Genomic DNA, 15,168 nt, shown 5'->3' on the forward strand with positions numbered 1-15,168 from the left:
CGTCCCCCGCGCCGCAGGAGCCCGCCGCGGCACGGCGCCGACGGACCCGCCGCGTGCCGGGACGGCACGGGACACGGCCCGCCCCTGCACTAGGATCCGGGCAGCAGCACTTCCCCTGGAGGAGACCATGAGCAGCACCGACCAGCGCCCTGCGCGACCGTTCGGCGCGGTGGGGACCGCGATGGTCACCCCGCTGAGCGAGGACGGCCACCGCGTCGACCTCGACGCGGCCCAGTCGCTCGCCGCCCACGTCGTCGAGCACGGCCACGACCTCGTCGTCGTCTCCGGCACGACGGGGGAGGCGCCCACCCTCACCGACGTCGAGAAGATCGACCTGGCCCGCGCCGTGGTCGAGGCCGTCGGCGAGCGGGCGACCGTGGTCGCCGGCGTCGGCACCTACGACACCGCCCACTCGATCGACCTCGCCCGCGCGCACGCCGAGGTCGGCGTCGACGGGCTGCTCGTGGTCACGCCCTACTACTCCAAGCCCTCCCAGGCCGGGGTCGTCTCGCACACCACCGCGATCGCGGACTCCACCGACCTGCCGGTGATGCTCTACGACATCCCCGGCCGCGCCGGGATCCCGCTGGCGCTGGAGTCCCTGCTGCGCCTGGCGGAGAACCCGCGCATCGTCGCGGTGAAGGACGCCAAGGCCGACCTCCAGCAGGCCTCCCTCGTCATGGCGCAGACCGACCTCGTCTACTACTCCGGCGAGGACGCCCTGAACCTGCCCTGGCTGACGCTCGGCGCGGCCGGCATGGTCTCCGTGGTCAGCCAGATCGCCGGCGACATCGAGCGGGAGATGGTCGAGGCGGTGGACCGCTCCGACCTGCCCGCCGCCCTCGAGGCCCATCGCCGGCTCGTGCCCATGGTCGAGGCGATCATGAACCGCATGCCCGGAGCCGTCGCGGCGAAGGCCGCGCTGCACCTGCAGGGCGTGCTGCCGCACGCCGCGATGCGCGGGCCGCACCTGCCTGCCGACGCCACCCAGCTGCGCGAGCTCTCCGCCGCACTGGACGCCGCCGGCCTGCTCTGACCCGATCCGCCCGAGTGCCGAGGAGACCCAGATGACCGCCGCCTTCACCGACCGTCTCCCCGCACCGCCCGAGCTCGCCCCGGGCACGCTGCGGATCACGCCGCTGGGCGGCCTCGGCGACGTGGGCCGCAACATGACCGTCCTCGAGTACGAGGGCCGCCTGCTGATCGTCGACTGCGGGGTGCTCTTCCCCGAGGAGTCCCAGCCCGGGGTGGACCTGATCCTGCCGGACTTCGACATGCTCGAGGACCGGCTCGACGACGTCGCCGCGATCGTGCTCACCCACGGGCACGAGGACCACATCGGCGCCGTGCCCTACCTGCTGCGTCGCAAGCCCGACATCCCGCTGGTGGGCAGCCAGCTGACCCTCGCCTTCATCGAGGCGAAGCTGCGCGAGCACCGCATCCGTCCGTACACGCTCGCCGTCGCGGAGGGGCAGAGCGAGAGCTTCGGCCCCTTCGAGTGCGAGTTCGTGGCCGTGAACCACTCGATCCCCGACGCGCTCGCGGTGCACGTGACCACTCCTGCCGGGACCGTCCTGCACACCGGCGACTTCAAGATGGACCAGCTCCCGCTCGACGGGCGGATCACCGACCTGCGTGCCTTCGCCCGCCTCGGCGAGGCCGGGGTGGACCTGTTCATGACCGACTCCACCAACGCCGAGGTCCCCGGCTTCACCGTCGGCGAGCAGGAGATCGGTCCGGTGCTGAAGGGGATCTTCGCCCGCGCACGCCAGAAGATCGTCGTGGCCTCCTTCTCCAGCCACGTCCACCGCGTCCAGCAGGTGCTCGACGCCGCCGCGGCGCACGGGCGGAAGGTCGCCTTCGTGGGCCGCTCGATGGTGCGGAACATGGGCATCGCCGCGGAGATGGGCTACCTCCGCATCCCCGAGGACACCCTCGTCGACGTCAAGCGCATCGATTCCCTGCCCGACGAGCAGGTGGTGCTGATGTGCACCGGCAGCCAGGGCGAGCCGATGGCGGCGCTGGGCCGGATCGCGAACCGCGACCACCGCGTCTCCGTCGGCCCCGGCGACGTGGTCATCCTCGCCTCCTCCCTCATCCCCGGCAACGAGAACGCGGTCTTCCGCGTGGTCAACGGGCTGATGGCGCTCGGCGCCGAGGTGGTCCACAAGGGCAGCGCCAAGGTCCACACCTCCGGGCACGCCAGCGAGGGCGAGCTGCTGTACTGCTACAACATCGTGCGGCCGAGGAACGTCATGCCGATTCACGGCGAGGTCCGCCACCTCATCGCCAACGGCCGCATCGCCGAGGCCACCGGCGTGCCGCGCGAGCGCGTGGTCCTCGCCCGCGACGGCCAGGTCGTGGACCTGAAGGACGGGATCGCCGAGGTGGTCGGGGAGATCCCCAACGGCTACGTGTACGTGGACGGCTCGAGCGTCGGCGAGATCTCCGAGGCCGACCTCAAGGACCGCCGCATCCTCGGCGAGGAGGGGTTCATCTCCCTGTTCGCGGTCGTGAACTCCGAGACCGGGGCGCTGATCGCGGGACCCGAGATCCACGCCCGCGGCGTCGCCGAGGACGACGCGGTCTTCGACCGGCTCCGGCCCGACATCGTCAAGGCACTCGAGCAGGCGGTCGCCGACCAGGCCGACCGCCGCGACACCTACCAGCTGCAGCAGGTCATGCGGCGGGTCGTCGGCCGCTACGTCGGCCAGCGGCTGCGTCGTCGCCCCATGATCATCCCGGTGGTCGTCGAGGCCTGAGCCTCCCGCGTCCCGCCGAGCCGGACGAGTGCCCGTGGCGCGCGCCGGGGGCGGAACCCCTGTCGGCGGCGTGGTCCGCACCCCGGGGGACCGGATCGCGCGGGTCGCCTCCCGGGCCGAGCGGGGGCCGGAATGTACCATCGGGACCATGGCGACACGTACGTCTTCCCCCGCACGTGCGTCGAAAGGCTCGTCCCGCTCCTCGGCCTCCGGCAGCTCCCGGACCCGCGGAGCCGCGGCGAACGACCCCTCGACGCTCCCTCTGCCGGTGCGCGCAGCGCGCTCCGGCTATCTGGCGATCGCCCGCATGGTCGGCGGCATGGTCCGCGGCATCGGGGTGCAGCGCTGGGAGGTCGAGCCCGAGCAGCGGCGCGACGGCTACGCGCTGTTCCTGATGCTCATCGCGGTGCTCGTCGCCGTGGTCGAGTGGTGGCAGTCCAGCGGCCCCGTGCTCGGCGCCGTGCACACCGTGGTCGCGGGCACCTTCGGGATCTCCTTCATGGTGATCCCGCTGCTGGCCGCCGGCTGGTCGCTGCGCATGTTCCGCCGCCCCGACCAGGTGCGCGCCAACACCCGCATCTCGATCGGGATCGCCGTGCTGCTCACCGCGATCTCAGCCATCGCCTCGGTCTCGGCGCGCCTGCCCGCCCCGGCCGACGGCATCGACGCCCTCGCCCGCGGCGGCGGCGTGCTCGGCTATCTCGCGGCCGCGCCGCTCGAGGCGCTGCTGCCGCCGCTGGCCGTCGTGATCATCCACTCCGCCCTGATCGCCTTCGGCATCCTCGTGCTCACCGCGACGCCGGTCGAGTCGATCCCCTCCCGCCTGCGCGGCGTGTACGACGTGATGGTCGGCCGCAGCGAGGAGGAGGACGAGGAGCGCATCGCCTTCGGGCTGCGCCCGCGCCGCGTCGACCCGGCCGTGCACGAGCAGGAGACCGAGGCCCAGCCCGCCGCCCGCACCCGCCGCCGCACCCGCAAGGAGAAGGCGGAGGCCGCGGAGGCCGAGCGGGACCACGAGGCGTTCGGCTACGCCGGCGACGAGGCCTTCGAGCAGGGCGTGGCCGAGGAGAGTCGCCCCGGCGCGAAGAAGCCGGGCCGCGCCGGCAAGGGCGCGAAGACCGCCAAGGCAGGACCCGGCGGCCCACGCCGCGGCGCCCCCGAGGACGCGACCGAGGTCTTCGACGTGGTCGAGGACGAGAACCAGCGCGCCAAGACCTTCCCCAGCGGCGACGAGGCGCCCACCGCGGCGCTGCCCGCCAAGGGCGCCCGCGGCGGGGACCGCACCACCCCCATGCCCACCAAGAAGGCACCCGCCGCCGCGGCGGCGGAGAAGCCCGAGGATGCCCCCGAGCTGGTGCACCCGCCGATGGGCGACCTGCCCCGTGCGGGCGAGCAGCTCGAGCTCTCCGGCGACGTGGTCTACACCCTGCCGGAGTCCTCCTTCCTGCTCGAGGGGCCCCCGCACAAGACCCGCTCCGAGGCCAACGACCAGGTGGTCAGGGCGCTCGAGGAGGTCTTCGAGCAGTTCAAGGTCGCCGCCGAGGTGGTGGGCTTCTCCCGTGGCCCGACGGTCACCCGCTACGAGGTCGAGCTCGAGCCCGGCACCAAGGTCGAGAAGGTCACGGCGCTCGACAAGAACATCGCCTACGCGGTCGCGAGCTCGGACGTGCGCATCCTCTCGCCGATCCCCGGCAAGAAGGCGATCGGCATCGAGATCCCCAACACCGACCGCGAGACCGTCGCGCTCGGCGACGTGCTGCGCAGCCAGGTCGCTCGCCGCAACGAGCACCCGCTGGTGATGGGTGTGGGCAAGGACGTCGAGGGCGGCTACGTCGTCGCGAACCTCGCCAAGATGCCGCACCTGCTGGTCGCGGGCGCCACCGGCGCCGGCAAGTCCAGCTTCGTCAACTCGATGATCACCTCGATCCTCATGCGCGCCACCCCGGAGGAGGTGCGGATGGTGCTGGTGGATCCCAAGCGCGTGGAGCTCACCATCTACGAGGGCATCCCGCACCTGATCACCCCGATCATCACCAACCCGAAGAAGGCCGCCGAGGCGCTCGAGTGGGTCGTCAAGGAGATGGACGCGCGCTACGACGACCTCGCCGCCTTCGGGTTCAAGCACATCGACGACTTCAACAAGGCCGTGCGCGCCGGGGAGGTGCAGGCCCCCGCCGGCAGCGAGCGGCGCCTGGCCCCCTACCCGTACCTGCTCGTGGTCGTCGACGAGCTCGCGGACCTCATGATGGTCGCCCCCCGCGACGTCGAGGCCTCGATCCAGCGCATCACCCAGCTCGCCCGTGCCGCGGGGATCCACCTGATCCTCGCCACGCAGCGCCCGTCGGTCGACGTCGTCACCGGCATCATCAAGGCGAACGTGCCCAGCCGGCTCGCCTTCTCGACCTCCTCCCTGCAGGACTCCCGCGTCATCCTCGACACGCCCGGCGCGGAGAAGCTCATCGGCCAGGGCGACGCCCTGTTCCACCCGATGGGCAAGGCGAAGCCGATGCGCGTCCAGGGCGCCTGGGTCAACGAGTCGGAGATCCACAAGGTCGTCGACCACGTCAAGACGCAGATGACGCCGAACTACCGCGAGGACGTCACCGTCGTCGCGGAGAAGAAGCAGATCGACGACGACATCGGCGACGATCTCGAGGTGCTGCTGCAGGCCGCGGAGCTCGTGGTCACCACGCAGTTCGGCTCGACCTCCATGCTGCAGCGCAAGCTGCGCGTCGGCTTCGCGAAGGCGGGCCGGCTGATGGACCTGCTCGAGTCCCGCGAGATCGTCGGCCCCTCCGAGGGATCCAAGGCCCGCGACGTGCTCGTCCACCCCGACGAGCTCGGCACCGCGATCGCCCGCATCCGCGGGGAGGAGGGCCCGAGCGGGGAGGGCGACGAGCCCTACGGCGCCGACCAGGCCGTGGACCTCGAGTCCGAGCCGACCGAGCCTGTGGGCGAGGGGAGTGCCGACCGGTACGGCAGCGACCTGCTCGCCGACGACGGCACCGAGCCCGCCGTCGACTACTACGACGAGGACGACGAGGAGAGCGAGGACGCCTGGAGCCTCACCGGCCGCTGAGCGTCCCGCCCTCGTCCTGCCCTCGTATCCCGTCCCGCCGCACCCCAGGAGCACCGATGACCACGAAGCCCGAGGCCGAGGTCCCGCTGTGGAACATGGCCAACATCCTCACCATGCTGCGCTGCGTCATGGTGCCGCTGCTGGTGGTGCTCGCGATCCTCCACCCGGACACCGTACCGGGCCGCCTGCTCGTCGCCGCGGTGTTCGTTCTGGCGATGATCACCGACTTCGTCGACGGGCACCTCGCCCGCAGCCGCAACCTGATCACCGACTTCGGCAAGATCATGGACCCGATCGCGGACAAGGCGATCACGGGCGCGGCGCTGATCATGCTCTCCGTGTGGGAGTACGTCCCCTGGTGGATGACCGTGCTGATCCTGGTGCGCGAGATCGGCATCACCGTCATGCGCTTCACCATCCTGAAATACGGGGCGCTGCCGGCGAACATGGCCGGCAAGGCGAAGACGATGGTGCAGTCCATCGCGATCACCTTCTGCCTCATCCCCTTCGAGCTGTGGTGGTCCCCGGCGCGCTGGATCGGCCTGGCCCTGGTGCTGCTGGCCGTGGTGCTGACCGTGTGGTCCGGCCTGGTGAACCTCAAGGACGGCCTGCGCCTGCGCCGTGAGGCGCTCTCGGCGGGGACCGGGCAGGCGTGAGCGGGACCCCCGCCGCGGTGACGGACGCCGCCGCGGTGATCGACGCGGCACGCGAGCGCGGCTGGTCCCTCGCGACCGCCGAGTCGCTCACGGCCGGCGCGGTCGTGGCCCGACTGGTCGACGTGCCCGGTGCGAGCGATGTCGTCGCCGGGGGAGCGGCCTGCTACTCCTACACGGCGAAGAGCCGAGTGCTCGGCGTGGACGCCGGGCTGCTCGAGCGCACCGGCGCGGTGACCGCGGAGGTCGCCGCAGCGATGGCCGAGGGCGCGCAGCGGCTGTACGACGCCGACCTCGCCGTCTCCACGACCGGAGTGGCCGGCCCCGGCCCCGACGCGCGAGGTGTGCCGGAGGGCACGGTGCACCTCGGGATCGCCCGACGCGGCGGTCCCGCCCGCACCCGTGAGGTCCGTCTCAGCGGCGGGAGAGCCGAGATCCGGGCCCTCGCCGTCCAGGAGGCCCTCGCCGAGCTCGCCGCCGAGCTCGCCGATCCGTCCGAGTCCTGATCAGCCGGGGATGACGCGGTCCTCTCCTCCCCGACGTCCACCGTGCACATCTCCAGCGAACCCTCGGACGTGGCCCACTACACTCTGGGGAACACTCTCGCGGGAGGACGCGTTGGGCTCCATGTGATGACGGCGACGTACCGCATCCCAGAGGTGCATGAGAAGTTCATCCAGAGTCAGAGGAAGGGAGGAAGGTCGATGATCCTGTTCCGTCAGGAGCTGGGGGACGTGCTGCGCGATGCGCGCCGCGCCCAGGGCCGCACGCTGCGGCAGGTATCCTCCGACGCACGCGTCTCGCTGGGCTATCTCAGCGAGATCGAGCGCGGGCAGAAGGAGGCCTCCAGCGAGCTGCTCGTCTCCGTGACCGACGCCCTCGGTCTCCCGCTGTCCTTCGTGCTGCGCGAGGTCTCCGACCGCATCGCGGTCGCCGAGCGCGTGACGATCCCGGACACCGTCCCCGAGGGCCTTGCCGACGGCACCGCGCCGCTGGTCGGCGCCAGCTGAGGTGCGGCACAGCGAGTTCGCGGAGCTGGCCGATCACGTGTTCGGCCCCGCGCTGGCCCGCACCTTCACCCACGACCTCGTGCTCGAGGAGGTCGGCGGCCTGACCGCCGCCGAGGCCCTCGAGCACGGGGTCGCCGTGCGTGCGGTGTGGACCGCGCTGTGCGAGGCGATGGAGGTCCCCGAGTCCGCCCGCTGGGAGATCCCCGTCGAGCAGCGACGACGCTGACGTCCCCCGGAGCCGGCGTCGCCGCCGGCGCCGCAGGATCGCTGCGGAACACGCGGCGCGACACGCCCGCGGCCGACTTGAGTTCGAACGTCTGTTCGGTAGTCTGTGTCCGTCGGTCCCCGGGCATCGTGCCCGCCTCAGCACCTCTCCTCCTCAGCGCCCCGTCATCCACAGGGGCGCCGGGGCAGCGGCGAATGTCGGGGTCGGCGCCTACTGTGGCCGCAAGGTCACCACGTCGGCCCACCCGGCCCTCAGGAAGGAACACCCCATGGCTGCATCGAAGTCCGCCCCCAGGTCCACCTCGAAGGATCGCGGCTCCTCCCTCGACAACGCCCTCGCCCAGATCGACCGCCAGTTCGGCAAGGGATCGATCATGCGGCTCGGCGACGACACCCGCCCGCCCGTCGAGGTCATCCCCACCGGCTCGGTCGCGCTGGACGCCGCCCTCGGCGTCGGCGGCCTGCCCCGCGGCCGCATCGTCGAGATCTACGGTCCGGAGTCCTCGGGCAAGACCACCGTCGCCCTCCACGCGGTCGCCAACGCGCAGCGCAACGGCGGCATCGCCGCGTTCATCGACGCCGAGCACGCGCTGGACCCCGAGTACGCCAAGAAGCTCGGCGTGGACACCGACGCCCTGCTCGTCTCCCAGCCGGACACCGGCGAGCAGGCCCTAGAGATCACCGACATGCTGATCCGCTCCGGCGCGCTGGACATCGTCGTGGTCGACTCCGTCGCCGCGCTCGTGCCCAAGGCCGAGATCGAGGGCGAGATGGGCGACTCCCACGTCGGCCTCCAGGCCCGCCTCATGTCGCAGGCGCTGCGCAAGCTCGCCGGCGCGCTGTCCTCCTCGGGCACCACCGCGATCTTCATCAACCAGCTGCGCGAGAAGATCGGCGTCTTCTTCGGCAGCCCCGAGACCACCACCGGCGGCAAGGCGCTGAAGTTCTACGCCTCGGTCCGCATGGACATCCGCCGCATCGAGACCCTGAAGTCCGGCTCCGACGCCGTCGGCAACCGCACCCGCGTCAAGGTCGTCAAGAACAAGATGGCCCCGCCCTTCAAGCAGGCCGAGTTCGACATCCTCTACGGCGAGGGCATCTCCCGCGAGGGCGGCCTGATCGATCTCGGCGTGGAGCACGGCGTGGTCCGCAAGTCCGGCGCCTGGTTCACCTACGAGGGCGACCAGCTGGGGCAGGGCAAGGAGAACTCCCGCCAGTTCCTCAAGGACAACCCCGATCTCGCCGCGGAGATCGAGGAGAAGATCCTGCGCACCCTCGGCGTCGGCAAGTACGGCGCGGAGCAGTCCGCCCCCGAGGCCGAGGTCGGAGCCGAGGACGTGCTGGGCGAGGACGAGTTCCTCGACGAGGACGTCCCCGCCACCATCTGAGCGATGACTCCTCGGCACCACCCCGGCGGCGCCGGCGATCAGCAGGTCGTCGGCGCCGCCGACGTCCCCGCACGGTCCGGGGGCGCGGACCCGCACGCAGCCCGGTCCGTGACCCGCTCCCGGGGCTCGAGCTCCCCGGAGGAGGCCCCCGCCCGGCGCCCGCACCCTGCGCAGCAGGTGACCGAGCAGCTCGCCGCGCGCACCCGCGAGATCCTCGAGCGGCCCCGTCCCGAGCAGAGCGAGGAGCAGCGCGCCCGCGAGAAGGCGGTCGTGCACGAGTGCCGCTACCTGATGCGTCTGCTGTCCACGCGGCGCCGCTCCGAGGGCGAGATGCGCGGCCGTCTCGCCGAGCGAGAGGTGCCCGCGGGCGTCGCCCACGAGGCCATGGCCCGGATCGCCCGCGCCGGCCTGATCGACGACGCCGCCTTCGCGCACGACTGGGTCGAGCAGCGCCGCGCCCTGCGCGCCCTCGGCGACGAGGCGCTGCGCCGCGAGCTCGAGGCCCGACGCGTCGACGGCGAGCTGATCGAGGCCGCCCTCTCGGACGGGCAGAGCGACGAGGAGCAGCGCTGCCGCGAGCTGGTCCGCTCCCGCCTCGACCACCGCGACCGGGCACGGCTGCGCGAGGAGCGCGACGGCAGCCACCGCCGCCGGCTCTCCCGCCGGCTCGATGCGCTCCTGACCCGCAAGGGCTATCCCGGTGATCTGGCCGTCCACGTGATCGCGGGGGAGCTGCGCGCCGCCGCCGAGGACCCCGCCGCCTGAGCACGGCCGGCGGTTCGCGGCCAGAGGGCCGGGGAGGACGGCAGACCTTCGCGCTGCCCGGTCAGGGCATCGGCGGCGTGCCCACCACCCGGGCCGGGGCGCGACGGGCGAAGCTGCTGCGGCGCTGCACCCACACCGCCAGGCGCGACAGGCTGATGTTCAGCGCGATGTACACCGCCGCGCCCACGGTCAGCAGCGGCAGCAGGTACTGCGCATTGGTCAGCGCGTCCGCCACCCGGCTCACGCTGCGCAGCAGCTCCGCGTAGCCGACGATGTAGCCGAGCGAGGAGTCCTTCACCAGCACCACGCCCTGGGCGATCAGCGAGGGCATCATCATCCGCACCGCCTGCGGCAGCTGGATGTCCCGGTAGGTGAGGAAGGACCCCATTCCCAGGGACTCCGCCGCCTCCGTCTGCCCCTTGGGCAGCGCCGCGATCCCGGCCCGCAGGATCTCCGCGAACACCGCCGCGTTGTACAGCGTCAGCCCGAACACCACCGCGACCAGCTGCGTCGCCCCCGGCAGCACGAGGATCCCGAAGAACATCACCAGCACCACGGGAAGGCCGCGGAGGAACTCCGTCACGGCGACGACGGCCCAGCGCACCGGCGCGAAGGGCGAGGAGCGCAGGGAGACGAGCACGAGCGCGAGCAGCGCCGCCAGCGGCAGCGCGATCGCCGCGGCGAGCAGGGTGTTGAGCAGGCCGCGGAACACCGCCTGCCAGACGTGCTGGGTCTCGTATCCCGCGAAGTTCGGCGGGACGTCCACCAGCACGAGCCACCGGTCGTCGAACGCCCCGTTGCGGGCGAGCAGGACGATCAGCCCGCCACCGAGGACCACCAGCACGAGGGCGAGCACGATCGAGATGCGACGCTCCCGCGCCCGCTCCTCGGGGCCGGCGACGTCGTAGAGCACGGGGCCGCTGCTGCTGCTCATCGGGCGAACGCCACCTTCCGTTCGAGGCGCCCGGCCAGCTGGCCGAGCGGGATGCAGATCACCAGGTAGAACAGGGCCACGCCGAGCAGGATCGCGATGACGTCGGCGGAGTACACGTTGGTCAGGCGCCGGGACATGGCGAACAGCTCGAACACGCCGAAGGCGCCGGCCACCGAGGTGTTCTTCACCAGCGCGATGAGCACGCTGATCAGCGGCGGGATCGCGGTGCGGAACGCCTGGGGGAGCACCACGATCAGGAGGTTCTGCCGGAAGGACATCCCCAGCGAGCGCGCCGCCTCCGCCTGGCCCACGGCCACGGAGTTGATGCCCGAGCGCACCGCCTCGGCCACGAAGGCGGAGGTGTAGCAGGTCAGGGCGATCGTCGCGGCGGTGCGGTAGTCGAAGGCGAAGCCGATCGACGGGGTGACGAAGACGTAGAAGAAGAACACGATCGTCAGCGGGGTGTTGCGCAGGAACTCCGTGTAGGCGGTCGCGACCAGGCGCAGCGGCCGGTACGGGGACACCCGCAGCGCGGCGACAAGCGTGCCGACCACGAGGGCGAGCAGCCCGGAGACCGCCGCGAGCGACAGCGTCGTGCTGAACGCGGTCCAGAGCATCTCGCGCTCGATGACGAAGGTTCCCATGAAGGCTCCTGGCGGGGACGTCGGCGCGCTCGGCGGGGAACCGGCGCGGTGCTCGGGGCGGTGATCCAGCGGGTGCGATGCCCTCGGGCGAGGCCGGAGAAGACCGGGCCACGCCGGGCGGGGTGCGGCAGAGCGAGGCGGACGGGGCGGGCCGAGGGCGCGACAGCGCGGGCGCCCGACCCGGGGGATCAGTACCGGTCCACGGCGGGCGGCTCCGGGGTGGGCAGCACCACCCCGGCGGTGCTCTCCCAGGCCTCCGCCCAGGAGCCGTCCTCGTAGGCGGCCTCGAGGGTGTCGTTGAGGAAGGTGCGGAAGTCGTCGTCGCCCTTGGCCAGTCCCACTCCGTAGGGCTCCTCCGTGAAGGTCTCGCCGTCGTTCACGAGCTTGAGGTTGTCCGGATCGGACTCGACGAAGCCCGCGAGGATGACGTTGTCGGTGGTGACCACGTCGACCTGGCCGTTGATCAGGGCGGTGACGCAGTTGGAGTAGGTGTCGAAGTTGACCAGCTCCGCGTCGGGGTGGTTGTCGAGGATGTACTGGGCCGGGGTGGAGCCCTCGACCGAGGCGACCTTCTTCCCGGCCAGGGAGTCCTCCCCGGTGATGTCCTCGTTGTCCACCAGCACCATCAGGGCCTGACCGGCGACGTAGTACGGGCCCGCGAAGTCCACGACCTCCTTGCGGGTGTCGTTGATGGTGTAGGTCGCGACGACCAGGTCCACCTGGCCGTTCTCGATGAACGGCTCGCGGTTCGCGGAGACGGTCTCGACCCACTCGATGTTCCCCGCCTCGATGCCGAGCGCGCCGGCCAGGATCTTCCCGATCTCGACGTCGAAGCCGACGGGCTTGCCGTCGGGGCCGGCCTGGCCGAACAGGGGCTGGTCGAACTTGGTGCCGATCGTGATCTTCCCGGCCTCGGCGAGGGCGGCCATGGTCGAGCCCTCGGCGAAGGAGGAGGCGTCGACCTCGGCGGCTTCGGGCTCGCCCCCTCCGGTGCCGCCGCAGGCGGCGAGGCCGAGGGCCGCGGCGGCCCCGACGGATCCGGTGAGGAAGAGGCGACGGTTCAGGGGGCTGGCCATGATGTTCTCCTAGCGTCGGGTGCTGCGGGATCGGGGGCGGACGACGGCGGTGCCGTCCATGTCGGAGCGGTCGGGAGGTGCGGTGGGGCGGAACTCGGGAGCGGCGGCGGGACCGCGCTCAGTGGTGGAGGATCTTGCCGAGGAAGTCCTTCGCGCGGTCGGTCTCGGGGGAGGAGAAGAACGCCTCGGGCTCGCGCACCTCGACGATCCGCCCGGAGTCCATGAACACCACGCGGTCCGCGGTGCGGTGGGCGAATCCCATCTCATGGGTCACCACGATCATCGTCATCCCGTCCTTGGCGAGGTCGGTCATCACCTCGATGACCTCGCTGATCATCTCGGGGTCCAGGGCGGAGGTCGGCTCGTCGAAGAGCATCACCTTGGGCTTCATGGCCAGTGAGCGAGCGATCGCGACGCGCTGCTGCTGGCCGCCGGAGAGCTGGGCGGGGAGCTTGTCGGCCTGATCGGCGACCCCCACCCGCTCCAGCAGCGCCATGGCCTCCTTCTCGGCCTGCGCCCGCGGGACGCCCTTGACCTTGATCGGGGCGACGCTCACGTTCTGCAGCACGGTCTTGTGGGCGAAGAGATTGAAGGACTGGAACACCATCCCGACCTCGGAGCGCAGCGCGGCGAGGCCCTTGCCGGAGGTGGGCAGCACGGTCCCGTCGATCCGGATCTCTCCCTCGTCGATCGTCTCGAGCCGGTTGATGGTGCGGCACAGGGTCGACTTGCCCGAGCCGGAGGGACCCAGCACCACCACGACCTCGCCCGCGGCGACCTCGAGATCGATGTCCTTGAGCACGTGCAGGTCCCCGAAGTGCTTCTGCACCCCGGAGAGCTGGACGAGGGGCCGTGCCGCGGCGTCGTCGCCGCTCGCGGGACCGGGTGTGGCGTGTGTCATATCGGAACGCTAGGGCATCATCCTGCCTCCCCCGAGCGGCGAGGGCCCACCGTCATGATCTTGTGACCTTGGCCGGAGGGGCGGGACGCGCCGATGGGGGAGGGATCACCCCGTCCGCCGCAGGGCCCGAGCACGCGTCGCGCCGTACCCTGGATCCACTATGTCTCTCACCGTCCCCGCCCCGCAGCGCGGCACCTACCAGGTGCGCACCTTCGGCTGCCAGATGAACGTGCACGACTCCGAGCGCCTCACCGGCATGCTCGAGGACTCCGGCTACGTCGCCGCGCCGAAGGACGCCGATCCGCGCCGCGGCGAGGTCGACGTGATCGTGTTCAACACCTGCGCGGTGCGGGAGAACGCGGACAACAAGCTCTACGGCACCCTCGGCGGGCTGCGTCCCGGCAAGGACGCGAACCCGGGGATGCAGATCGCGGTCGGCGGCTGCCTCGCGCAGAAGGACCGTGCCGCGATCGTCGAGCGCGCTCCGTGGGTCGACGTCGTCTTCGGCACCCACAACATCGGCTCGCTGCCGGTGCTGCTGGACCGTGCCCGCCACAACGCCGAGGCACAGGTCGAGATCCTCGAGTCCCTGGACGTCTTCCCCTCCACGCTGCCCACCCGGCGCGAGTCCGCCTACGCGGCGTGGGTGTCGATCTCCGTGGGCTGCAACAACACGTGCACCTTCTGCATCGTCCCCTCCCTGCGCGGCAAGGAGAAGGACCGCCGCCCCGGCGACGTGCTCGCCGAGGTGCGCGACGCGGTCGACTCCGGCGCGATCGAGGTGACGCTGCTGGGCCAGAACGTGAACTCCTACGGCGTGGAGTTCGGGGACCGCGGCGCCTTCGCGAAGCTGCTGCGTGCCTGCGGTGACGTCGACGGCCTGGAGCGCGTGCGCTTCACCTCCCCGCACCCTGCGATGTTCACCGACGACGTCATCGACGCGATGGCCGAGACGGACAACGTCATGCCCCAGCTGCACATGCCGCTGCAGTCCGGCTCCGACGACGTGCTGCGCCGCATGAAGCGCTCCTACCGCTCCAAGAAGTTCCTCGGCATCCTGGACCGGGTCCGTGAGCGGATCCCCGAGGCCGCGATCACCACCGACATCATCGTCGGCTTCCCCGGCGAGACCGAGGACGACTTCCGGCGCACCCTCGAGGTGGTCGAGGCCTCCCGCTTCTCCAGCGCCTTCACCTTCCAGTACTCCATCCGCCCCGGCACCCCCGCGGCGACCATGGAGGACCAGATCCCCAAGGAGGTCGTGCAGGAGCGGTTCGAGAGGCTCGTCGCCCTCCAGGACCGCATCGCCCACGAGGAGAACCTGGCCCAGGAGGGGCGCTGCGTCGAGATCCTCGTCGCCGAGGGCGAGGGGGACCGCGACGCCGAGACCCGCCGCCTCTCCGGCCGCGCCCGCGACCACCGCCTGGTGCACTTCTCCCTGCCCACGGACCTGCCCGAGGCGCAGCGACCCCGACCGGGCGACCTGGTCACCGCCACGGTCACCCGTGCCGCGCCGCACTACCTCATCGCGGACAGCGCCCTCGAGGCGGGGGCGCCGCTGCGCGCCGGGGATCCGCGCTTCTCGGTGCGGCGCACCCGCTCCGGCGACGCCTGGGAGGCGGGTGTGCAGGGCCTGGACGCGGGCGGCTCCTGCGGCACCGGCCACGGGGGAGCGGCGCCGGCCGGCCCGGTCACCCTCGGGATGCCGAGCCTGCGCCGCGGCTGAGCCGT

Annotated in this window: 14 protein-coding genes; 10 read left to right on the forward strand and 4 right to left on the reverse strand. The window is 71.9% G+C overall.

The window, feature by feature from the left end; translation table 11 throughout:
• The first annotated feature begins 127 nt into the window (after positions 1-127).
• The 9 genes from dapA (at position 128) to HMPREF3159_RS04070 (ending at position 9,882) form a co-directional block, all read left to right on the forward strand.
• The gene (gene dapA, locus HMPREF3159_RS04030; protein ID WP_070499788.1) at positions 128-1,036 is read left to right on the forward strand and encodes a 4-hydroxy-tetrahydrodipicolinate synthase; all 909 of its coding nucleotides are present in this window, start codon (positions 128-130) and stop codon (positions 1,034-1,036) included.
• Between the two features lie 31 nt (positions 1,037-1,067).
• Positions 1,068-2,762 carry a ribonuclease J gene (locus tag HMPREF3159_RS04035; protein WP_070499789.1) on the forward strand — a complete coding sequence of 565 codons (1,695 nt, stop codon included), beginning with the start codon at positions 1,068-1,070 and terminating at the stop codon, positions 2,760-2,762.
• 148 nt (positions 2,763-2,910) lie between these two features.
• Positions 2,911-5,841 (forward strand): FtsK/SpoIIIE family DNA translocase, encoded by a 2,931-nt coding sequence (locus tag HMPREF3159_RS04040; protein WP_371441689.1) that lies wholly within the window; start codon positions 2,911-2,913, stop codon positions 5,839-5,841.
• 56 nt (positions 5,842-5,897) lie between these two features.
• Positions 5,898-6,497, forward strand: coding sequence for a CDP-diacylglycerol--glycerol-3-phosphate 3-phosphatidyltransferase (gene pgsA, locus HMPREF3159_RS04045; protein ID WP_070499791.1), 600 nt, complete (start codon positions 5,898-5,900; stop codon positions 6,495-6,497).
• On the forward strand, positions 6,494-7,000 hold the full coding sequence (locus HMPREF3159_RS04050; RefSeq protein ID WP_070499792.1) for a CinA family protein: 507 nt from the start codon (positions 6,494-6,496) through the stop codon (positions 6,998-7,000). The genes pgsA and HMPREF3159_RS04050 overlap by 4 nt, the downstream gene beginning before the upstream one ends.
• 198 nt (positions 7,001-7,198) lie before the next feature.
• Positions 7,199-7,504 (forward strand): helix-turn-helix domain-containing protein, encoded by a 306-nt coding sequence (locus HMPREF3159_RS04055; protein WP_010551394.1) that lies wholly within the window; start codon positions 7,199-7,201, stop codon positions 7,502-7,504.
• Between the two features lies 1 nt (position 7,505).
• Positions 7,506-7,730: a DUF3046 domain-containing protein gene (locus tag HMPREF3159_RS04060; protein ID WP_070499793.1), complete on the forward strand. Its 225-nt coding sequence runs from the start codon at positions 7,506-7,508 to the stop codon at positions 7,728-7,730.
• 268 nt (positions 7,731-7,998) lie between these two features.
• A complete protein-coding gene (gene recA, locus HMPREF3159_RS04065; RefSeq protein ID WP_070499794.1) occupies positions 7,999-9,117 on the forward strand; it encodes a recombinase RecA in 1,119 nt (372 codons plus the stop codon).
• A gap of 3 nt (positions 9,118-9,120) precedes the next feature.
• On the forward strand, positions 9,121-9,882 hold the full coding sequence (locus HMPREF3159_RS04070) for a regulatory protein RecX (protein ID WP_070499795.1): 762 nt from the start codon (positions 9,121-9,123) through the stop codon (positions 9,880-9,882).
• Positions 9,883-9,943: 61 nt separating this feature from the next.
• On the opposite strand, the gene HMPREF3159_RS04075 is transcribed toward HMPREF3159_RS04070, so the two are convergent.
• The 4 genes from HMPREF3159_RS04075 to HMPREF3159_RS04090 all read right to left on the reverse strand — a co-directional run bounded on the left by HMPREF3159_RS04075 (position 9,944) and on the right by HMPREF3159_RS04090 (position 13,437).
• A complete protein-coding gene (locus HMPREF3159_RS04075) occupies positions 9,944-10,816 on the reverse strand; it encodes an amino acid ABC transporter permease (protein WP_070499796.1) in 873 nt (290 codons plus the stop codon).
• Positions 10,813-11,460 carry an amino acid ABC transporter permease gene (locus HMPREF3159_RS04080; protein ID WP_070499797.1) on the reverse strand — a complete coding sequence of 216 codons (648 nt, stop codon included), beginning with the start codon at positions 11,458-11,460 and terminating at the stop codon, positions 10,813-10,815. The genes HMPREF3159_RS04075 and HMPREF3159_RS04080 overlap by 4 nt, the downstream gene beginning before the upstream one ends.
• A 188-nt stretch (positions 11,461-11,648) precedes the next feature.
• On the reverse strand, positions 11,649-12,536 hold the full coding sequence (locus tag HMPREF3159_RS04085) for a glutamate ABC transporter substrate-binding protein (protein WP_070499798.1): 888 nt from the start codon (positions 12,534-12,536) through the stop codon (positions 11,649-11,651).
• A gap of 118 nt (positions 12,537-12,654) precedes the next feature.
• Entirely contained in the window at positions 12,655-13,437 is a 783-nt protein-coding gene (locus HMPREF3159_RS04090; protein ID WP_070499799.1) for an amino acid ABC transporter ATP-binding protein, read from the reverse strand.
• 160 nt (positions 13,438-13,597) lie between these two features.
• Between HMPREF3159_RS04090 and miaB the strand changes: the two genes are divergently transcribed.
• Complete coding sequence (gene miaB, locus HMPREF3159_RS04095) at positions 13,598-15,163, forward strand: tRNA (N6-isopentenyl adenosine(37)-C2)-methylthiotransferase MiaB (protein ID WP_070499800.1); 1,566 nt, start codon at positions 13,598-13,600, stop codon at positions 15,161-15,163.
• Positions 15,164-15,168 lie beyond the last annotated feature (5 nt).

This window comes from Brachybacterium sp. HMSC06H03, assembly GCF_001807385.1.
In the GTDB taxonomy this organism is placed as follows: Bacteria; Actinomycetota; Actinomycetes; order Actinomycetales; family Dermabacteraceae; genus Brachybacterium; species Brachybacterium conglomeratum.